Source organism: Candidatus Poribacteria bacterium, from assembly GCA_009839745.1.
Lineage (GTDB): Bacteria > Poribacteria > WGA-4E > WGA-4E > WGA-3G > WGA-3G.
Genome location: VXPE01000091.1, coordinates 1 through 21,322 on the forward strand (window position 1 = coordinate 1; position 21,322 = coordinate 21,322).

At 48.6% G+C, this 21,322-nt stretch carries 14 protein-coding genes; 4 read left to right on the forward strand and 10 right to left on the reverse strand.

Annotation, left to right across the window (positions count from 1 at the left end; translation table 11 throughout):
• Positions 1-164: 164 nt before the first annotated feature.
• From F4X88_14740 to F4X88_14755, 4 genes are all read left to right on the forward strand, one after another.
• Positions 165-953, forward strand: a complete 789-nt coding sequence (locus F4X88_14740) for a phytanoyl-CoA dioxygenase family protein (protein ID MYA57545.1) — start codon at positions 165-167, stop codon at positions 951-953.
• Positions 954-986: 33 nt separating this feature from the next.
• Positions 987-1,241, forward strand: coding sequence for an SDR family oxidoreductase (locus F4X88_14745; protein ID MYA57546.1), 255 nt, complete (start codon positions 987-989; stop codon positions 1,239-1,241).
• A 38-nt stretch (positions 1,242-1,279) separates the two neighbouring features.
• Positions 1,280-2,116, forward strand: a complete 837-nt coding sequence (locus tag F4X88_14750) for a phytanoyl-CoA dioxygenase family protein (GenBank protein MYA57547.1) — start codon at positions 1,280-1,282, stop codon at positions 2,114-2,116.
• 407 nt (positions 2,117-2,523) lie between these two features.
• The gene (locus F4X88_14755; GenBank protein ID MYA57548.1) at positions 2,524-3,381 is read left to right on the forward strand and encodes a LamG domain-containing protein; all 858 of its coding nucleotides are present in this window, start codon (positions 2,524-2,526) and stop codon (positions 3,379-3,381) included.
• A 63-nt stretch (positions 3,382-3,444) separates the two neighbouring features.
• Here the strand turns inward: F4X88_14755 and F4X88_14760 are convergent, their stop codons facing one another.
• The 10 genes from F4X88_14760 to F4X88_14805 all read right to left on the reverse strand — a co-directional run bounded on the left by F4X88_14760 (position 3,445) and on the right by F4X88_14805 (position 21,090).
• Entirely contained in the window at positions 3,445-4,218 is a 774-nt protein-coding gene (locus F4X88_14760) for a phytanoyl-CoA dioxygenase family protein (protein ID MYA57549.1), read from the reverse strand.
• Between the two features lie 120 nt (positions 4,219-4,338).
• Positions 4,339-5,067: a DUF4159 domain-containing protein gene (locus F4X88_14765; GenBank protein MYA57550.1), complete on the reverse strand. Its 729-nt coding sequence runs from the start codon at positions 5,065-5,067 to the stop codon at positions 4,339-4,341.
• Positions 5,068-5,160: 93 nt separating this feature from the next.
• Complete coding sequence (locus F4X88_14770) at positions 5,161-7,572, reverse strand: hypothetical protein (protein ID MYA57551.1); 2,412 nt, start codon at positions 7,570-7,572, stop codon at positions 5,161-5,163.
• A gap of 12 nt (positions 7,573-7,584) precedes the next feature.
• Positions 7,585-8,757 carry a hypothetical protein gene (locus tag F4X88_14775; protein MYA57552.1) on the reverse strand — a complete coding sequence of 391 codons (1,173 nt, stop codon included), beginning with the start codon at positions 8,755-8,757 and terminating at the stop codon, positions 7,585-7,587.
• A 316-nt stretch (positions 8,758-9,073) separates the two neighbouring features.
• Positions 9,074-11,029, reverse strand: coding sequence for a BamA/TamA family outer membrane protein (locus F4X88_14780; GenBank protein MYA57553.1), 1,956 nt, complete (start codon positions 11,027-11,029; stop codon positions 9,074-9,076).
• A gap of 174 nt (positions 11,030-11,203) precedes the next feature.
• The gene (locus tag F4X88_14785) at positions 11,204-14,347 is read right to left on the reverse strand and encodes a sigma-70 family RNA polymerase sigma factor (protein ID MYA57554.1); all 3,144 of its coding nucleotides are present in this window, start codon (positions 14,345-14,347) and stop codon (positions 11,204-11,206) included.
• A gap of 228 nt (positions 14,348-14,575) precedes the next feature.
• Complete coding sequence (locus F4X88_14790; GenBank protein ID MYA57555.1) at positions 14,576-15,775, reverse strand: FtsX-like permease family protein; 1,200 nt, start codon at positions 15,773-15,775, stop codon at positions 14,576-14,578.
• A 107-nt stretch (positions 15,776-15,882) separates the two neighbouring features.
• The gene (locus F4X88_14795; protein ID MYA57556.1) at positions 15,883-17,682 is read right to left on the reverse strand and encodes an ABC transporter ATP-binding protein; all 1,800 of its coding nucleotides are present in this window, start codon (positions 17,680-17,682) and stop codon (positions 15,883-15,885) included.
• 219 nt (positions 17,683-17,901) lie between these two features.
• Positions 17,902-19,743: an ABC transporter ATP-binding protein gene (locus F4X88_14800; GenBank protein MYA57557.1), complete on the reverse strand. Its 1,842-nt coding sequence runs from the start codon at positions 19,741-19,743 to the stop codon at positions 17,902-17,904.
• Positions 19,744-19,947: 204 nt separating this feature from the next.
• Entirely contained in the window at positions 19,948-21,090 is a 1,143-nt protein-coding gene (locus tag F4X88_14805; protein ID MYA57558.1) for an ABC transporter permease subunit, read from the reverse strand.
• Between the last annotated feature and the right edge of the window lie 232 nt (positions 21,091-21,322).

The window sequence follows — 21,322 nt, forward strand, 5'->3', positions numbered from 1 at the left end:
ACGACACATGCTAACACAACTTCAAAAAAATAGCACTTACTTTTTACATGAGCCGAAAAAATTGTTGTCTTCTCCCGCAAATTCGTATAAAATAAAGCAAACTTTCAAGCTACGCCTGATTAAAGTTAGTTTCAGAATCACATTTATAGGTAAAGGAGCGTGTGATGACACCTGAAGTCGCTATACAAAAGCGGGAACAAATGATTGAAGAGGGGTTCTGCATTGTTGATAATGTTCTGACAGAGGAATTTCTACAGGAACTCCGAGACGAATCGGAACGACTGATCGCAGGACACGTAGAACCGGAAGATGTTATCTATCAAGGACAGCACGTCAACGTCCGCGGTGAGGATAACACGCATATTCAAAAATTGCTGGAGTGGCAACCTTCACGTGAAGCACTCGAACAGATCGGATTTGGCGATTTTGTATCATCGGGTGGAATCATTATTCTGACGAAGGAATCCGGGGGACCCCCGCTCTATTGGCATCAAGATTGGATGCGCTGGAACGATCCACTGAGTTGCGCCCCGTGGCCACAAACGATTTTCCTTAATTATTATCTTACAGATACGGATCGGGAAAATGGTTGTTTAAAGGTCATTCCGGGCACACACCGTAAGCGTATCGATTTACACGACATATTGGTGCCGGCGCATGAGCAGGGGGCGCGGTTCATTGATGAAGATCATCCCATCATGTTCAGTGATCACCCAGATCAAGTAGATATCTGTGCGAAAGCGGGGTCGTTGGTAATGGCGGATGCGCGCATTTTACACTCTGCCCACAGAAACTTTACCGACGTTCGACGCACCCTAATCCTCGCATGGCATAGCCGTCCGAATACTGTGCCGGACTATTGGGATAGAGAAATACCGGAAGTCGTTGCGAGTCGCGACGAAGACGCAAATTATCCGATGTCTCGTATTCCGGGCGATTTTTTACAGCCATAACACGGCGCGATATCTTTAAGATAGGGAGCGGCAATGATTCCGATTGACCTTTCCGATAAAGTAGCAGTAATTACAGGTGGTTCAGGCGCGTTGGGACGCGTGATGGTGAGGACCTTGGCGGAAGCGGGCGCGTCCGACGCGCATTATTGGCGTAAAGTCCCGATGCAACGGCGTGGAACTGCCCAAGAAATTGCCAACACTGTGCTTTTTCTGGCGTCAGACCTCGCGAGTTACATCACAGGTGCGTATATCCCCGTGTGTGGTGGGAATGTGATGCCGACAATTTGACAAATTCACTCTGGACGCAGATATTTGCAGAGGGAAACATGGAAAGACATACACTCGAGTACGAAGTACTAAACGACCACAATCCAGATGCGGAATCCGGGGGACACTGGGAAATTGAGGTGCACGCGAGCCCCGAAGAATTGCAGGCGTTCGCCGAAATGGGGTACCTTGTTCGGGAAGGGCTCTTTCAAGGCGTGGTACTCCAAAAATTGCGGGATGCTCTCGATCGTTTAGAGGAACGTGAGTCGGAAAAACGAGACAGTGCGATGGCTGGTAAACGGGGGTGGGGCTTCATTCCGCGTCATCTGATGGATAAGGATGAAGCATTCTTGGAACTCCTTAAATTCCAACCGACTTTATCAATTGCCCGTGCGATGATGGGACCCCTTGTCCGGTTGCGTGGTCTGAGCGCACGCATCAGTTATCCCGGTGATGATCGGGAACACCAAACGCCGTGGCACCAACATCTACGTGTCGTATCTAACCCGTTGCCACCGTGGTTTTCACGTCCACACTGTATTGATTGCCTCATCTATCTGGATGATCTGAACGAAGATACCGGCGCGGTCGCAGTCGTCCCTGGATCGCATGACTGGTTGGACAAGGCAACACCGAATAGTTACGAATCCGTGGAAAGTGAAGTCGAGCTACGAGTGAAAGCGGGGGGCGGCGTGCTAATCCACGGCAATCTCTGGCACCGGGGCTTACCAACGCTAAACGCCAAGCGGAGAATGTTAATTTTAAGTTATACGCCGACATGGCTCCGAAAATCACCCCACGGTGGCGCACAACCGGAAGATGGGTTGACCCACACCTTCCTTAAAGAGGCAGATTTGGAAGAACGGATGCTGTTAGGGGTCGGAGGATATTCCTAAACCACAACTTGTCAGTACCAACCGAATATGCTTTGTCTTAAAACAGGAGATCGGATCCAAGGGGTTTGACGCTGTGGCTAAAGACAGGAAAAAATTGTTGTTTTTTTATGTTTTTTATTATATATTGCAATCAGTTTGAGATTAAATGAACATCTCAAATTGTATAGGATCGGACAATGTTATGTCCATGAGAACGCCTTTTTAGCACTTTGATCTGTGGCAGGATAGAAGCACTCTTTATAGGCGTTTATACCCTTTTAGGAGCAACTTGGGGTATTGCAACCGTAACTTGGTGCGTTCCCAAGGAGGTATTCCTATGTCGCTTTCACTTATTTCGTCAAATCTATTCGGGAAAAGTTCGCCGTTTTCGCCTTTTGAAACATGAACGGTTTTAACAGCATACACTGATGACGTGTATCTCTTATTACACAAGGAGACTTCCAATGAAAACTGCGCTTACGTTCAGCTTAGTGATGTCAATCCTAATTTTGGTGGGACCGGTGTTGATGACCGATGCCCAAGTGGTCAAAGAGGATGATCTCATCATCTATTACAGTTTCAACAAAGACACCCTCAAGGGTGACGATGTGATTGATGTGTCCGGTAACGGGAATGACGGACTTATCAAAAACAACGATGTCAAATCGGTGAAAGGCAAAGTCGGGGAAGGCATGGAGTTTCCCGGCGTCGCAACGAGTTACATTGCAGTCCGAGAGCACCAATATGTCGATCCGATTAAAGAGTTTAGTATCACCGCATGGTCTAAGGCGGATCAGAGAGGCATGATTGCGTCTTGGGATCGGAGCGAATTCTTCCGTTTCGCTGTCGGTGATGACGTCGGTGGCAATATAGGCACAACCTTTGTTGCTTTTGACACCTGTTGTCCGTGTTGCCACGATTGGTTCGGTGAGACGGATGTTGCCGATGACAAATGGCACCATCTCGCGGCAACGTTCGACGGGAAAAAGCATCGAATATACGTTGATGGGAAATTAGATCAAGAGGTAGATGCACCCGCAAAAGTCATCGGCGCAGGACAAGCCCGGTATGGATTCATAGGGATTGGATCAGAGGCAGGCGCATTCGATGGTGGTACGGGACCGACATGGGCATACAAAGGAATTCTGGATGAGTTTATGTTGTTCCACCGTCCGCTGTCTGATAAAGAGATTGAACATCTTGCCAGTGGACCCGAGAACCCCTTTGATGTTGATCCCAAGGGTAAATTAAGCACAACTTGGGGGTACATTAAGGACCTTCAGTAGAAGTAGAAAGCGAATGGGCGGCATGACAAATGCCGCCCATTTTTTTGTTTTCCGAACAGGAATTTAGGCATCAGCTGCAGCGATTGCTTCTTGAACACCGGGCCATTCGTTCCAGATATTGGTGTAAGCATCATACCCGTTTTTCTCACAATCAATGTGTCGCAGCCGGAAAATGACGGCGTAGCGGATATCCGCTGCAGCGTTTGGTGCCGCCGTGTGAACGAGTTGGTGATGTGTGAGGACCACATCGCCTGCTTTGCCAACGATCTGTTTGGGCCCCTCCGGTAGTTCCGCCTGTGGCATCCCGTCCGCCAAAATCTCGTGCCCCTCTTTTTCGAAATAGTTAGCGAAGAAACTGTGCGATTTCGGCCAAACAGTGAAGTTCCCGCTATACGTTTCGAGGACATCCGCGAGATAAATCACAGCGAGTGCAGTGAATCCACGCCGATACACCCCTTTTGCCATTCCGTTTGTACCGCTCCCTAACCCGTCAAGGTGTCCGTGCGGTTCGTTTGGATCCACTTGCAACGGACCCGGGAAACGCAGGGCAATCTGTCCTGAACTCGGCGTTTGAACGTTCCCTTCACCCATCAATGATTCTGAAAGCTTGAGGATCGGTGTTTTATTGAAGAGATCGACGATCTCAGAGGCTTCACGAATTTCGCTGCAGTAGGATTGCGCCCGGTAGCGCTCTAAGTCTCCTTCGTTCATACCGACAGCACCGATGGAGTGATTAATCGCCTGCCGCGCTGCGTCTATCATAAGTCGCGGCACAACGCCGGGGATAGAGATATAGCCGTTCTCATAAAACTCTAATTTCTGTTTACGACTGAGCATATATGCTTCTCCATTTTGCGGGTATGCAAGCGTGCTACCCATTCAAAGTTTGTGATAGGTTCATTATAACATATCCAAAAGATTTTTTTCAAATATCAGCGTCGCTACGATTAGGACGCGTTAGTGCGTGAGGGCATAGACAACCGCATTGATACCCATCTGCAATGCGGCATTTGAATACTCCCGTGGGTATAAATCTTCTGCGGCATGTTCCCAGGCGTCTCCAAGGTCGGTATTGAAGTTGATCATCATCATCAACCGTCCATTGTCGTCATAAACCCCGCGACAGTATGCGGGATAACCGTCGTATCTCTCATAGGTGCGTCCACTAAAAAGTGAACGGAGTCCGGGAATCTGGACGAGTTTTTCGATTTTGAAGAAGCATCGGAAAATCGGATGGGATATCGGGATGTCTACCGGTTCTCGTTCTGGGAAAATCTTCTTGAATTCCTTGTAAAACCATGCCCATTCACGTTCCCCGTGGAAATCGTCAATGAAGATAAAACCTCCGCGTAAAAGATATTCGCGTAAATTCTGTGCCTCTTTATAGCTCAACCTGAGGCTTCCGACCTCCAGCATGTAAGCGAACGGATATTCAAACAACTCCGTCGCACCAACATCAATAATCTTTTCACGGGGATCGGCATCAATATTCGTCTGTTTGCGGAGTTGCCAGATAAAATTCCGGTCGGAGGCGGGCCAATCCACTCGCCAACTGCTGCGTCTTGTGAGTTGCCCCCCATATTTTAGACGGACGAAGGTGAATCTGTCCGAATCACCCTCTGAATTCGGCAGGATAACGGATAGGGCCGTCACAATGAAAATGGCTAACAACTGGATGGTTCGCATTTTTTCGGCTTGAAGGTCGGTCCAACGTCTGGGTAAAATTGAGTTCCGTTCTCTGAGCGAGAGTGTACCACAAAAAATGAATTTCGTCTACTCTTAAAAACTTTTGGACCAAACCGTCGTGACGTGGATACCTTTGCCAGATTCAAAGGCTCTTGCGATGTTGAGTCGAAAAATGGAACTATCTTCCCCAACTTGTAAACCGATGCCGATATTTCCTTTAGGATCGAAGGTATATGCTGGACCGGATACATTCCAGACCTGCCCCTCATCAAAGAAAACAATCGCAAATGCGTTGTTGAAAAAACGCCAACTTGATAGATTGGACAAACGATAATGGTATTCGATGTTGAGTAGAAACCCTCGGTCTCCTGCAAACGTGTATGGAGAGGACGTATATCCGCTCTTGTAAGTGAGTGGACCTTCAGATTCATCCTCCTGTTTTCTCCAAGAATATCCTCGGAGTCCTTCTATCCCATCAATGACAAATTGGCGTTGAATTGGGAGCGTTGAATCGGAAAACCCAAACAGGAACCGAGTTCGAATTCGGTTATTCTGTAGTCGGAAAGCATACCGAAGGTGCAACAGCAGGCGTGTGAAATCGAAATCGGAGCCTACGGCGGCATTGCTGTGTTCAATGAGAAATGTATTGTGCCATCCCAAGGCATTTGTTCGCGTCCTGAAATCGTATTGGAAGGTGAGGCTTCGCATCTGACCGGGGATTATGGGTGGATTTTCCCTGACCCGGAGGTGCGATCCCCAATTGGCGATAAACCAGTCCGTGCTTTTCTGCAGACTCGCGTGGGATTCTGTAACCATCGCCAATTTGAACGCGTGGGTCGGCATAATCGGTGCCCATCGCACGGCGAGCTCAGCCCCTTGTCGCAGATAGTAATTTTGAAGGTCAGGTATCCCAAAAACACGCTGAAAAATAGATTCATTCTCATTGTAGTTCGGAAACATTTCGGGAGCAACTGCATCTGTGAGGCGGTGAATTTGCGCTGTGAGTCCGAGATTCCAGATGTAGGGTTTTCCCCAATTCGCAGTCCCCCCCATGCGATAATGGATGTGTGGATTGCCGAACGCATAACTCGCCTTCCCAAAGAACTTTGAATTTTGATCGGTCGTTGAATTTCTGACACTCCACGCCCAGAGGGTCCCGATATCCTTTCGTTTGCCGAGTTCAAAACCCGTTCCGATTTCCCATCCCGTCACTCGATTGAATCCGAGACGTAGGGGCGGATTGAGACCGAGATACGTATTTGAAAGCGGTTTCTCATCAACAGTAATCGTCGCGATGTACTTGGAATTTTCTTCATTGATTTGTAGGTTGACCTCCTCAAAATAAGGCATCGCTTTATACAGGGTTTTGAGGGCTTGTTCGATATCTTCAGAACTGTTTTCGAGCGTCTGTTGAATTTGGGCATCCGATATCTTCTGATTTCCTTGGATGCGTATTTCGTGGATAGGCACATCCCCCGCTAAAAACCGTGTGCCTACGGCTGGAATTTGAGAGGCTGATCCTTGTGAAACCAACTTGCTAAGTGTATTATGGACGCGATTAACATCAGAACCAGAAATTTTCAGAGATTTCAGCACTGATAGGGTGCGTGTAATAGGAATATCTTCCACGGTGATTATCCCAAGGCGTTTGGCACCCTTTTCTTCGACGCGTAGAGATGCCTTTTTAGAACTGTTGAGGAGCACGCTGGTCAGAATAGGCATGACCTCCGTGACATCGCCAGATCCATTTTCAAGGATTTTCACAATATTGGAACTATCAATCCCCTCGACCCCTTGGATTTGAATGTCGTGAATTTGTTCACCATCAAACATCCAATTCCATGATTTCGCTAGTTCTTGGATTTCTTGTAGCGATGGGGATACCTCTTCAGAAGTATCAGTTGTAACGGGAGGTTCTGGTGTTGGATCCACAACTTCCGGTGTCGGGAGCGGTGGAGGGGGCGGGATTTCCAGATCGCGCTGTTTGAGGGACATCAGTTCAGGAATCTCAATACCGAGTTGATGGAGATTGAGGAGCAGCGCGCCGAGCTGCTTTTTCGGGATTTCACCAACGATATTTATCAGATACACATCATCGCCACTTTTAACGATAATGAAGATCCCCTGAAGGGATTCATTTACTTGGAGGGTATAGAGATGAAAATTGTCGTCTTTGACATTATCTTGAGGGGGATGTCCTAATACCTGCCAGCCGCGCACTTTTAAAACTTCTCCGTAATATTGAACAACTTCTTTAAGATTGACAGACCGACCTCGGTAACTGCGGAGACGTAAGGTGTCTATAGTGTTAAACAGCGGTGCGATATTGGAAGTCGGATCCTCCATCACGAGGGCAATCACACGCCTGTCCAAATCAAACTGGAATTCAGAGGGTGGCAGATTCGGACAATTAAAGGCGACAGTGCCGTTAGTGGACTGTGATTGCACTGCAGGATTCATGAGAAGCAGAAATGCTATGAATGCTCTTGTAATCGTATGTTTCATTTAGACGCTCCATTACTGATCATTTTCGATGTTCTTGAGACGTTGTTGGAGTTTTCGCAATGCTTCTGGGACGCGCGGTTTGCCGGGACGATAGATAACTTCCGGTGGTACGATCCTTCCGAGTATATATTCCTCCGAGCGCAAACGCCATGCCGGGAGTGTTATTGAAATGGAACGCTTGCTCTCAGAATAAGGTTCATTCGGAGGGGCATAGTACCACTGTAGCGCGATAGAGTATCGGGGTCCTTGGAAATATTGAATCTCAACGGGATATATACCTTTGGAGAGCGTTATGTGCTTACTCTTCCCGCTACCCTCGTGAATTCCATCGTTGTCCACGACGAGCACCCCGTCGAGATATAGTTTCGCACCGTCATCTGAGTAAAGCCCGAAGTGGTACACTCCGGGTGGGTCAATTGCTAACTCCCCTCGGAATCGGATTGCAAAATTCTCAACGACATGTTGCATTTCTGAGGTCGGAAATCCCTCGGTATAGTCTCGTTTAGCGATATCTAAGTTTGGTGTGACGAAGGTATAAATAGGGGTCAAAAGGTCGAAATTCGGCATTCTGTGGATTGGGCCACCTGGGACGTAGACTTCACCGATTAATCCATGTCCAGTTATCACATTTGTGTCAAAAATACCGAGTCCTGTGCCTATGCCCTCAAGCGTTGCGAGTCCGACATCCGCTGCGCCTGTCCCTTTTGCAAAGTGTTTTCCGCTCCCATATCCCCCCGTCCCGCGTCCATGGTGCCCGGGTCCACCAATCCCAGTGCCCCGCTGTCCCTCAGCGACAACGGGACCCGCCAGTTCCCCATCCTCACCAAGACTGGCGTTGGAGACAGGACTCGGGGCCTCTGATTGTGGAAGGTCGGCATGCGTGACGACATCGGGAATTACATCGGCATGAACGGGGGTTTTCGGAACGGTTACCTCTGGCGCATACGTCAGCGAAGCCGGGGAAGCGGGAGCTGATTCCGTCTCACTCACCTGTGGCACCACCGGGGTGCGTGGTGGCAAAACCCGTTGTCTCACCGGCTGCTCGGATTCCGGTTCTAATATCTCGACCGATATGCTCTCTTTCTCCGCAGTGAAATGATTCACAAGAAAGGGTGAGATCGCTAACATCGCCACGACATGGAGCGCGAAGGATATCAATAAAGCTCGATTTGTGCGTCTTCGCATTGGGTATCCTCATGTGTTTGAGACGGGTGTATCTAAAAAGAGGTCAGGATTCGAATATCCCGCCTACAAATATATCCCTTGCATTACTTACTACAAACGAGTTCCCAAAAAGTTGCATCTTTTTTCTAAACTATCTCAGGTTGTAAATGCATTTCTCGCAACTTCGCTAAAAAGTTTAACGTCCTATGATTAGGGGGACGACACTTAGGTTCCCAAAGGTTGCATTTTTTTCAAAAACGTCCTATGGAACTCACTGTATTTAGTGCGTGAGCGAATAGATGACAGCGTTGATTCCCATTTTGAATGTCATATCCGATTAAAAACTATAGAACCAGAGGATATTGAATTGCACGCCTTGTTCCGATTCAAAAGCCTTCGCAACATTAAATCGTAAAAAAGAGTCGCTTTCACCGAAGTGGAAACCGATGCCGGCATTGCTCTTCGGCACAAGCGTGGGTGTTTGGTTATCTATGTTCCACGCTTGACCTGCATCGAGGAAAAACACCAGAAAGAGATTAAAATCAAAATCGAAGGGCATGTTTCTCCAGAAAGACAGTTCCGGGAAAGGATAGAAGTATTCGATGTTGAAGAGATAACCACGGTCGCCAGCAAAAGCGTAGAGCGGGTAGCCGTTCAAGACCCCTGGACCCCCGATGGTGAATTGACGTTGCATCGGTAGGAATGCGGTTGAAAAACTGCCGACTGCCCGCGTCCGTATCTCATGTTTACCGAGTGGATGGGCATAGCGGAGATGGAGCTGATAGCGCGTAAAATCGAAATCCGAACCGAAGGCAGTGCTGCTATGTTCAACCGAAAATGTGTTATGCCAGCCGAGATAGTTCCGGCGGGTGTTAAAATCGTATTCAAACATAACGCTCCGCATGCGACCGGGTGTTATCGCTGGATTTTCTCGTGCCTTTGATGTCGAACGCCAATTGAAAAGATGCCAATCTGTGCTTTTTTCCAGACTCTCATGGTTTTCAACAAGAAACGTCAACGTTGCTAAGTGCGTCGGACTGGAAGTAGGCACCGGTCGTGATAACTTTTCCCACCGCAAGCCAATTTCAAATCCTCTTCTGGAATAGTAATTATGGATATCCGATCCACCGAAAAGGCTATACAGTAGCCGAAAAGGGGAATCATAATAAGCCGAACCATAGTCATCAACGACAGTAAGAATCGGTGTCGTGATGTCTGTGATACGGTAGACTTTGGCATCCATTCCGAGTCCAAGATACCATTTGCCAGATGGATCTCCATGACCCGTTGTTCCCGATCGGTATGTATGTGCCAAAAAAGGCATTGTTGTTCCGCCAATCTCGTAATTGACGAGTTTATTCCCAAATCCGTAACCTATATTTCCAAACAGTTTTGAAGCCAAAGTGCCGTCTGAAAGACGCGCACCCGGAAACCTATTTTCGATCTCAGCACCGAGCTCCCAACCTGTGACACGGTTGAACTGAATAATGGGTCCCCCTCCAGAAAAGCCGGCAGACTGCGAAGGACGTTCCTTCACAGTAATGACCGCAATCTGTTTGCCATCTTCCTGTTTAACCGATGTTTCTACGCCTTCTAACCTGTACCCCATTTTTTTTCGCAGTGCTTCCATCGCTTTATTGATGTCCTCGTCACCTGCTTCAAGCGTTTCGAGAATCTCCACCCGATCAATTTTCTGATTGCCTTTAATCTGAATTTCATGGATTGGGGAACCGTCGGCAGTGCGGAACCCCGTCGGGGAAGGTAAAGATCGTTTATCAATTTCCAACGCCGATAACGATTTCAACTCAGAGATCTCAATACCCAGTTTGCTGAGATCTGTTAGGAGCTGCCCTGCCTGTTGTGCTGGAACATTCCCAACGATGTTTAGCAAATAGATTTCGTGATTGCTTTTTACGACTGCAAAGATGCCCATAAAGGTATTATCCACACCTGTGCCTTGCATAGTGGTTCCGTTGAGAACATAGAGTTGGACCCTATCATCTTCTTGGATGCCGTGCCAGTTTTTTGCTTTCAAGGTCTCGCCGTAGTATTGCGCGAGTGTATCATAAATACCCGCTGCATCATCGTAGATGTGGATGTAAAGATCGTCCACTGTAGTGAAGGGGGCTGTCGTAACGGCGAGTGCAATTAGTTCACGGGTGAAGTGGAATTGAAATTTGGGGGTTGGTATATCAGGACAATCGAAAGGAATTGTGCCGTCTGGCGTTTCAGCGGACGTTGGCACGGATACAATAAACGGTAGTAAGACTATGAGATATAATATGTATTTCATGTTTATTTTCTGGGCATATATGGTTTTCGGGGTTTCAAAGACTATTATAATGATTTAAGTGTGCACTGTCAAATTGCGTATGAAAGGTTTAACGATGGGTTTACAAAGCACGTTTACAGAACGAAAAAGGCGTGCTTTCTCAAGCACGCCTACGGTAGATATAGTTGGATCGAACTACAACGATTGATCAAGCTCGAAACGCAGAACACCACGATTCGCAGTCCCGACATACAGTGTGTTCCCATCAACAGCGAAAGAGATAACAGCACTTGGAAGTTCGGGGGTCGCCTGTTTCCATGTATGAGTCCCCACTTTCAACAGATACACGTGTTGATCGGTCTGTCCATACACCGTTGTGTCTTCCACCGCCAATCGGGAGACGACGAGAGCGCTACCCTCAGCATCCGTTGCGATATGCCAGTGCGTGCCATCGCTCGAATACGCAACACCTTTATCGGTTGCCACATAAACGGTGGGTTCCGCGAAAACGATCGCCTCGAATTTCTCAAAAGAGAACGGGAGGTCTACAGTAACATCGTTCCAGGTGTCCCCTTCATCAAACGATTGAAAGAGGCGTCCCTCCCGTTTTCCGACGTAAACCGTGCTATCCGACACGGCGATTCTGAAACCCATAGCATTAATGGTATCATAAGACGTAGAGACATCAGCCGAATAATCAAAAGGACCGGATAATAGGGACGCGAAAGCGTCCTCGCCCGTATCGACTAACCCTGTGTTGTGCCATTCAGTCATACCGGGTCGCCATCTGTAAAGCGTCTTCCCGTATTCCACATAATAGGTATCGCCACTCACGGCAAAATTTCCAATAAACGTCATCATACTAGCCGAGGCTTGTTCTTGCATAAACTTATTCATGGCTTCATTTAACTGGTCAAAATCAACATCCTCGGGATTTGGTGGCACACCTTCTTCAAGGTCTTGCTTAGCCACATCGGTGAATGCTTGCATCATAATTCTGTTCATTTCTTCGTCCATTTTCTGTGACATGACGTTTTCAAAAGCAGGCATGCCGGAGATAAACGTTAGACTATTGTCCTCGGTGGATAGATGGGCTATAGGTGAAGGTGAGTTCATCTGATTCACTCTCTTTACATAGAGGACACCGTCAAATACTTTGATAAAGACACCGTGGTCAATACCACGGGGAAGCGGGGTCCACGATTCACCTGCGTCCGTTGAAGTGACAAACCCATTTGTTGAATTTGCGTAGAGTTCACCCTGAACAGCAATAAGTGTCTGAACGGGAGTGCCCACGAGTCCGCTATTAAACTCAGACCACGTTTTGCCACCATCAATTGTGGTCTGAACCCCAGAAGGTCCTCCTTTGTAGAAAGTATTCTCGTCCATCATCAGCACAGGCGGCGGCACGTTGTAACCTGACCCGCCCTTTATATCCAAGGCAGTCCAGGTTTCCCCGGTATTCATGGAGTAGAACAGTTCTCCAAACGCATCTACGACGATAACCCTTCCCTGCGTCGCGAGAAGCTTGATACTCGGCAGATGGATTTCCGTTTCCTCTGCCCCCGGGAATGGGACACTTACCCCAAATTGTTCCCTCTGTTGTCTCTCTTCCTCATGCTCCTGCCTCTTCCGTGGATCTATGGAATACCATGAATCGCCTTGATCGGTTGAACGGTAAAGCGACCACTGGCTACTTCCTGTCAGCGAAGCTCTAAGTTGCATCCCGATCTGATTCTGGTTTGTAACTTCGTCCCCGGCTGCAACATAGAGCCGGTGTTTATCGACCGCTAAGGCATGGATAGCCGTTTTATCTTCGGACATTTCTGTTGGACGAATCGTCAATTTTTCCCATGTATCCATATCACGGCGATAGAGTCCGTTGTCAGTCCCAGCAAACAGAATGTTTTCAACGGCGGCGATTGCACGAATTTTTCGACCCGCGAGGTTCTCATCGTTCAGAGGTATCCACGACTTGCCAGCGTCCGCAGATCGAAATACACCTTCAATGAGAGCAAGGTTCAGTGTGATGTCGGCTTCTGCCCCCGGAACCGCGTCCGTTATGACGAGCCCAACGGGCTGCCCTTTTGGGTGTGCACCGAGCGAATCCCACGTCTCACCGTAGTCTGTAGAAGTCAACACCTCCGCATCGATAGCGATATAGAGTGTATCGTCCCGCTCTACCATTTGTTGTGTGTTACTACCTATTATGAAATCTTTCATGTTGAGTGAAGACAGGCTTCCGGCGATGACGAGTTTCCATGAAGGCCCGTCGTCTGATAGTTTGTAAAGATTCGTGTAGCTACCTGCATAGATGTCTCCACGCGTTGTCGTGAAGAGGGTATTGACAAGTCCGCCTGCGGGTCCCTTCGTTTGTATCCACTGCGGTTCTGGCGTTGGAACCTCAGTTTCATCCACAAGTGCGGCGGCAAAGAGTCGCGCATCGGGTTGCTGACCTGCCCCCGGGTTTCTACCGGGCGTTGATGAACTTCCAGGCTGATTCCGCACAGCGGGTTTGGCGGGTGAATCTAAAACCAAAACCGCTTCAATGAGTTCAACGGTTCGTTCCGATGTAGCGTTTAGGTCGTAAGGTTTCTGGAAACGGGAGAGATACTGTGTCCCAGCCCCGAACAATAAGAACAGCGCGATCGCAGATACCGCTGAAAGTGCCCAAGGCACCACGGGTTTATGTGTCGTAGGGGCTGCGGGGGTAATCCGTGAGATGTCCCGCATGATGTTTTCTGTAAAATACGGAGGTAGTTGGAAACTGCCGAGGTTTTGTCGGATCATGTGTTCTTCCTTCCTGAGACGATTGCGAGCACGGCTGAGTCTACTTTTAACGGTATTTGGAGAGACACCGAGAAACTCGCTGATGGTTTTGATTGTCATTTCACCGAGGTAATAGAGGGTTATCACGGTGCGTTCGCTTTCCGGTAGTTTTTGGAGCAGCTTCTTGACGATCTCACGGCGCGTTTCATCGGTTTCCGCTGCTTGTTTTTCTGAAACGTATTGAGAGTATGACACTTGATTCACTTCACTCATAGCCGTAACTTCTAAGGATTGTTCCGGTGGAGAATTCTTTTGGAACCAGTCAGCACACAAGCGTGACGCGATGACATAAAGCCATCCCGCAAACAGGTTGTGATTTTTTAGGGTTCCGAGTTTCTGGTATGCCCTGAAAAAGGCGTCCTGCGTAATTTCCTCTGCGATGTGAAAATCGCCGATCTTCCGCCACACCAGCGCGTGAACCCCTTTCTGATACTTTTTGACGAGAAACCCGAATGCCTCTTGGTCGCCTTGTAGTACCCGTTGAATGAGTTCAGCATCTTTCTGTTTCATTAAAAACCTCTTCGGAATCGTAACGCCTTTTAACTTATAATGACAGGTTTTAACTCGCAAAAGGTTGCATTATTTTCAAAAAAATGGGATCAGGATGCGGAAATTGATGCTATTGATAGCTCGGTAGGGTCTTTCACCGAACCGCACCGATGCGGAGTGTCCAATTAATTCTAAACTGTCCTATAAACGGAGGTTGGAAATGAACGGAATCGTATGTGGAATTTTGTTTTATTCCGTCCGCAACGCCTCGATCGGAGAGATGTGTGAGGCTCTTAGAGCCGGATAGAGTCCGAAGACGATACCGATGCAGGCTGAAATGCTAACAGAAACCGCTATCCAGTATAGCGAGATGACGACGGGCCACTGGGGGATCACTTTGACGATTGTAACGGCTATGTGTGAACAGACATATCCGGTACCTATACCCAACCCAATACCGAAGAAGCCGCCGACACCGCACATCACGATCGCCTCAATCAGAAACTGCAAGAAAATATCTCGTCGTTTCGCGCCGATGGCGCGGCGGATCCCGATCTCACGGGTGCGTTGGTTCACTGAAACAAGCATCATATTCATAATTCCGACACTGCCGACAAACAGCGAAAACCCGGCGATACTGCTAAGCATGATTTTAATGATGCGACTGATTTTATCGAGTTCTTTGACAGCAGCAGTCGCAAAACTAATATCGAAAAAATTGTCTTGGTTCCGATGTCGTTTTTTTAGAACGGCTGTCACTTCTTCAGCGGCTTTCTCAATGGAATCCGAGTCCACCGCTCTGATGTTGAGATAATTGATGTGGCGTTTGCCCTTAAATCTATCTTGCGCGGTTGTCAAAGGGATGAACACGATGTCGTCCCAACTGAATCCATATTGAAGACTTGTGCCGCGTTCCGCCATTACACCGAGGATGCGAAAACGGTCGGGCCTTCCACCTTGAAGCGAAATCTTGATTTCTGTGCCAATCGGATGCTGATTCCCAAACAACTCCGTCGCGACTTCTAACCCAAGCACACAGACTTTTCGTCGATTATTGAATTCATCCTCGGAAAAGAAACGTCCCTGCTGAATCTGCCACTTCATCCCTGTCGGAAAGTAAGAATTGACGCCATCATACTCCGTCCATTTTGCCGCACCGCCTTCAGCCTGCGCCAGCACTTCGTTAGAAATACTCGGTATCACAGACTCAACAGCAGGACATTCGGCTTCAATCGCTAAAACATCTTCGTATTTCAAGTGTTCGCCGCTGCGATTCGGAAACACACGATCCCCACGCCAAATCCACGGATTCCGTCGCACCGTAAAATGACTGCCATACTTTTCAAACTCTTGCGTGACGATCCGCTTCGCGCCGTCACCGATAGCAAGCATTGCGAGGACAGCCGCAACACCGATAACGATCCCCAGCATTGTGAGGGCAGAACGCATTCTCTCCTGTAAAATGGCAGAGAGGCCTGTTGAAATTCCCTCGTATAGTTTCAATGCTCTATACCTCCAAACTTTTCAGGGAAAGTTTGATTTCAAACGGCACGTCCTCAAACATACCATTGCGCTTGTGCTCTGAAAAATTGGGCATACAGTCCATCTTGTGCCAATAACGTTTCGTGGTCACCGTCCTCAACGATGCGTCCGTTGTCAAGGACGAGGATCCGGTCACACGTGCGGACAGAAGAGAGACGGTGTGAGATTAGCACGGATGTGCGTCCTGCACTCCGTTCAATAAATCGTTCATAAACCGCCTGTTCAGCGAGCGGATCCAGTGCTGCAGTCGGTTCATCGAGGACAACGAGCCACGGGGTTTTCCGCATGAAACTCCGTGCTGTTGCGAGACGTTGCCATTCACCACCGGAGAGATCGCGTCCACCGAAAGTGGGACCCAGGAGTGTCTCGTAACCTTCTGTGAGTCCTTCAACAACGGAAGCGGCACCCCCCGCAATTGATGCCATTTCCATGCGTTCAGGATGTTCCAGGTCGCCGAAGGTAATATTCTCACGTGCGGTAAGGTGGTACTGCGTAAAGTCCTGAAACACGGCACTGCAGTGTGTTAACCACGCTCGACGATTCTCTTCGGTTAAGGGTATATCTCCGACACGAATACTGCCGGAGTGTGGTCGGTAGAGTCCCAACAATACACGTGCCAGTGTGGTCTTTCCCGCACCATTGGGTCCCACGATTGCGACACGTTCGCCTTTTTTGAATGTGAGTGTTATATCCGTTAACGATGGTTTTTGCGAATTTGGATAAAAAAACGAGAGGTCTGCTACTGCAATATCTTCAACCGTTCTGTTTCCGTCGAATTCATTTATTTTTTCATCGGCTGTGTCAGGGAATTGGGTATCCGACTGTCTGTTAAGGAACCGATACAGATCCCCAAACAGTGGACGCATCTCTTCAACGATCGCCTGAAATTGAAAGGCGACAGCGTCCCAGATACCGTCTAATTGGACCAAACCAGCAGCAGCGGCAATATATGTGCCGACGGTCAACTCGCCACGAAAGACTTCCAACAACAATAGGATGAGCGAACCGGCGTATAACAAGCCGCGTGTGGTATCGAGCGCGAGACAGACTGAGAATTTTCGCCGTCGTATTCCCATTTGTCCGTCTATGAGCGATTGTCCCAATTGATGCCAGTGTTCTATCCATGCGTTTTGGGTTTGGTATAACCGGACTTCTTTGCCCGTGCCGCGATCCGTCAGGATTCCTTCTAATGCATCCTGTTCACGCCGTTGGGGTGTCTGCTCTACGTCAAAACCGTAAAGATCCGCCGAAAAACGCGTGTCACTCCACCAAGATGCCATCCCTGTCAAGGCAGGTAGTAGTGCCAACAGTGGATGATATTGCCACAGCACGATGCCAAGTGTAACGACACTGATGAGTTGTTGAAGGCTGTCAACGAGATACCAGAGGATATTCTGGAGCACCAGTCCGGAGACAGCGCGTGCCCGTTCAAGTGAATCTTGAAATTCTGCAGTCTGGATTTCGATTAACGCTGTCGTATCGACTTTCTGGGCAATGCCGTCGTTAATCCAGATTTCAATGTTTTCACCTAAGTGGGTATACAGGGGTTCTCGCAGTAGATCGGCACCGGTGCTGAGAATACGTAAACCCAGTAATCCGATGAGCCACGGTAAAACCGCCTGCCACCAATTTGCGTCGCCGACCACCTCGACGATTGTATTGACTAAGCGTTCTGTCACGAAAAACTGGCAAGCCGGTACAACACCGGGTAATAAGGTGAGCAGGAACATGCCCAAGACAGCCAGGGAACCGCTCTGCCAAATCACAACCAAAGTTCGAGCATAAGCCACGAAACTTTCTTTTAGCGTTTGCATTTTTTAACTCTTCCTTGCGGTTCGATCAGCTGGGTTTGGACTTTTATCTCCCTCGCCGTAGACCCGCCTGCGTGTTTTTGTAAACGCTGAAATCCAATGCGAAGAAAGTATTTCTGCGTATTATTGCAGGCTATGGGTTTGGAACTAATGAATACCTCTTTACTGAAAACTGACAACCGACAACCGATAACCATTCTTACTGATAACTGACTACTAATTCTACTGATACCAGCGTGCCTGTGCTCTGAAGAATTGGGCGTAACGTCCATTGTTAGCGAGGAGTGCGTCATGTGTGCCATCTTCAACAATACGACCGGCATCTAATACCAAAATACGGTCTGCGAGGCGAGCGGATCCGATCCGATGTGAGATCAGGAACGTCATCCGTCCTGATGCAAGTTCAACAAATTGTCGGTAAAGTTCTACCTCGGCTTGTGGGTCTAAGGCGGCGGTCGGTTCATCGAGGACGAGGACTTGTGGGTTTCGGACCAAAGCCCGTGCCAGTGCGACCTTTTGCCATTCTCCGCCCGATAACTCGACACCCTCCCCCTCCTCACCGAGTGACGGATCCAAAAATGTATCTAAGCCGCGGGAAAGGGTTTGGAAACGCTCTTGGAGCCCGACTGCATTGATGACACGCCACAAGGTCTCGTCATCAATATGGTAGGTCGATGGACCCGGTACCAACTCCTCGCGCACCGGTCGACGGAACCGCGCAAAATCCTGAAAGACGGATGCACAGTTAAGGGCAATCTGTTCAGGCGCAATTGACTTCACGTTCATACCGTCATAGCGGATTGTGCCATCATCGGGCTGATAGAGACCGAGCAGCAATTTTATGAGCGTCGATTTCCCCGCACCGTTGACCCCGACGATGCTAACGATCTCTCCGGGACGCACATGAAAGTTAATGTCTTGTAGCACGTCATTGGGTGCCTCTGGGTACCGGAAGCGGAGATTTCGGACTTCTAATCCGTCTTGTAGAGGTTGTGGAAACCGCTGTGTTCCTGATTGGTTCTGATCCTTTTTCGCCCGTTCTAAGAAAAAGTGTAAATCTTGAAGCAACGGTACGTCTTCAAAGATGTCCTGTATGGCACTCAGCAAACTCTCGAGATTCGATTGAAAAGTTCCTGCCGCGCCAATGAGAACGACGTAATCTCCAAGCGTTAATTCTCCATTTACGATCCGTCCTGCAAGTATGAAAATTGCCACAGAATAGGCAATCACTTCAGCGAGAGTTGTGCCGATAGAGCCTTTTGCTTGGAGCCAGACTTTCGCAAGCGATTCTTCCCGCCACTTTTGATGGTTCGTTCGCCAGCGTTTGAAAAGCGGATTGAAAAGACCATAGAGCCGGACTTCCTGTCCAGACGATGAACCGAGCAATAAACCCAGCATATACGCCATCATACGACGGACGGGAGTGGCATCATAATCGTGGATGTATCCGCTTTTAGCGGTCTTAATTTTGAGCCACGCCGACGGGAGTGCGGGTAGGACGACCACGAGTACAAGTAGCGGATCTGCGATCCAGAGGAGAACCCCATATCCCACAAGGGTTACACAGAGTTGTCCAATTTCCGTAAGAAATCTCAGGACATTGACAAGTCGATGTCCCAGTGCCTGCCGCGCCCGTTGGATTAAATCGTAGGTCTGTGGCTGATCGAAGACAGCAAAATCGATATGGGTCGCGGCTTCAATCAGGAGACGCTGCTGGTAGAGTCTAATCCGGTTCTGCATCTTCCATCGCAAGTAACTGTCATACGTGCCCGTTACATTTCTGAGAATCGCCAGAAGGACCAATGCAATCACCCAAGGCGCTGCAGTCTGTAAACTCGGTTCTGTTTCGTTGGCGAGAATGGCAGCAATAAGGTTTACGAGTCCTCGACTTGCCCAAAGTATACCGACAGGAATGCATCCGTATATGAGCGTAATGAATGCCTGTGCGATCGCGCCAAACGGACTGACGTGCCACGCGATGAAGCAAAAACGGCGGAGCGTTTGTATTGCCGATGGGCGGGATTCGGATGCTGTGTTGGATGTGTGTGAATTATCGGAAGCCATTTACGGGGATACCTCATTTGCCGCCTCACAATAACGTGGGGTCTATAAATGGATATTGTAGCACAAACTAAGCAATATTCAGAAATAAATTCCCGTTTTCCCAAGCCCGGTAGGTGTGGTTTGTAACTGCCCCGGGCATTGTTACGAAATTACCGTTTAATCTTCATCAAATACCGCCGAGGGAAAGTGAGGCATCTCTTGACATCAAATATCGGAACGGAAGAACTTCAGAAATGCCACGACTGTGAATGCCAGCGCGAAAAAACAGAGTAAGAGCACATCCACTGCCGAGCGACGCACTGTATCCGATAAAGAAGGCTCTGTCAGGGGTGGAGGTGGCGGGAGTTTCTCTGTTTCGGATTCAGAAGCCTCCATCCGACTCGTCAACTGCATAATCTGTGCCAGGGCATCGTCTGAAACTTGACTGAAATGCGAATCATCGAGTTGATCGTAGTATCTCTCACCCGTTTGAAAGTAGGTATCCCTTTTTAACTTGCCGGTTTGGGTGAGGTTCATCGCGAAATAGGTGAGTGAAGCGGTGGGCGCGATCCGGGAAAGCATCTCGCCAACCTGTTCTTGCCGATCCTTTTCGCGTTGATAGTCCCTATCAATCTTGTCCGCTCGATTCTGGAACGCCTGTCGAAACTCTTCCTCAATCGGTCCTCTAAGTTTATCCAACCGTTTTTGCGTCTCTGGATCGCTTAGGTCTATACCAAAAGAACTTCCACTACCGAAAGCCAGAGCCGTTTTTTGCCAAATCTTCTCGTCCTTATCCTTCGTCAGGTTATTGTGAAGTGCGCTTTTTTCCATATAAACAGCCTGCTGTGTCCGGGTGGGTGCGACAAGTTTGGCGACGACAAACGCACCTCGAGGGGCAATCAACACCGCAAATACCCAAAACGTAAAAGCGATGATCAATGCAGTCTTTGAATTGTCCAGATACGTTGAAATGGCGACACCTATCGCAAAAAACACAGCAATATAGAGCAGTGAGACAAGCGTCAGACCGAGCACGGGCAGCGCAAAATTGAGCTCACCGAGTGGAAACCCTTGCCCGACGAGTATGAGTAATCCCAAGAGGAAAGACACCAGGAATGGAACGACGAACACAATATATCCGCCAATCAGCTTGCTCCACAAAAACACATCTCTCGGAAGCGGATTTGACAGGTTTACCCGAAGCGTGCCTGCCTCTTTCTCCCCGGCAATCGCATCACACGTAAACAGGAGTGCCAACAAACTGAAAACGATCCCGACAATAAATAGGAAATCCAGGTTCCCGAGGGCATACGCCACGGAGGCTTGAGAAACCCCTGCTGACCCTTGTCGCACGCCATTCCGTGTCATCCCAAGATAGGTCGGCAGCGCCTCCTCTAAACCGCTCGCGAAGACGCTTAGCGGCGTGGGTTTGAGGAAGAATTTAGAAACTTCCGTGTTTGGGTCTGGGGTATTCGGTGGATTTTCCTCCGCTTCTGTCCGTTCGCGTTTTACCGATTCTTGATAATCTGTTAAGTTCTGGCTATATCTAACGTGAGTTTGATAAAAGTTTAGTCTTTAGAAAAGCACGGGTAAATCGTTG

Excerpts from the sequence above, each read along its gene's own strand:
- F4X88_14740 (MYA57545.1), top strand. The coding sequence starts at position 165 with ATGACACCTGAAGTCGCTATACAAAAGCGGGAACAAATGATTGAAGAG.
- F4X88_14745 (MYA57546.1), top strand. The coding sequence starts at position 987 with ATGATTCCGATTGACCTTTCCGATAAAGTAGCAGTAATTACAGGTGGT.
- F4X88_14750 (MYA57547.1), top strand. The coding sequence starts at position 1,280 with ATGGAAAGACATACACTCGAGTACGAAGTACTAAACGACCACAATCCA.
- F4X88_14755 (MYA57548.1), top strand. The coding sequence starts at position 2,524 with ATGACGTGTATCTCTTATTACACAAGGAGACTTCCAATGAAAACTGCG.
- F4X88_14760 (MYA57549.1), bottom strand. The coding sequence starts at position 4,218 with ATGCTCAGTCGTAAACAGAAATTAGAGTTTTATGAGAACGGCTATATC.
- F4X88_14765 (MYA57550.1), bottom strand. The coding sequence starts at position 5,067 with ATGCGAACCATCCAGTTGTTAGCCATTTTCATTGTGACGGCCCTATCC.
- F4X88_14770 (MYA57551.1), bottom strand. The coding sequence starts at position 7,572 with ATGAAACATACGATTACAAGAGCATTCATAGCATTTCTGCTTCTCATG.
- F4X88_14775 (MYA57552.1), bottom strand. The coding sequence starts at position 8,757 with ATGCGAAGACGCACAAATCGAGCTTTATTGATATCCTTCGCGCTCCAT.
- F4X88_14780 (MYA57553.1), bottom strand. The coding sequence starts at position 11,029 with ATGAAATACATATTATATCTCATAGTCTTACTACCGTTTATTGTATCC.
- F4X88_14785 (MYA57554.1), bottom strand. The coding sequence starts at position 14,347 with ATGAAACAGAAAGATGCTGAACTCATTCAACGGGTACTACAAGGCGAC.
- F4X88_14790 (MYA57555.1), bottom strand. The coding sequence starts at position 15,775 with ATGCGTTCTGCCCTCACAATGCTGGGGATCGTTATCGGTGTTGCGGCT.
- F4X88_14795 (MYA57556.1), bottom strand. The coding sequence starts at position 17,682 with ATGCAAACGCTAAAAGAAAGTTTCGTGGCTTATGCTCGAACTTTGGTT.
- F4X88_14800 (MYA57557.1), bottom strand. The coding sequence starts at position 19,743 with ATGGCTTCCGATAATTCACACACATCCAACACAGCATCCGAATCCCGC.
- F4X88_14805 (MYA57558.1), bottom strand. The coding sequence starts at position 21,090 with ATGACACGGAATGGCGTGCGACAAGGGTCAGCAGGGGTTTCTCAAGCC.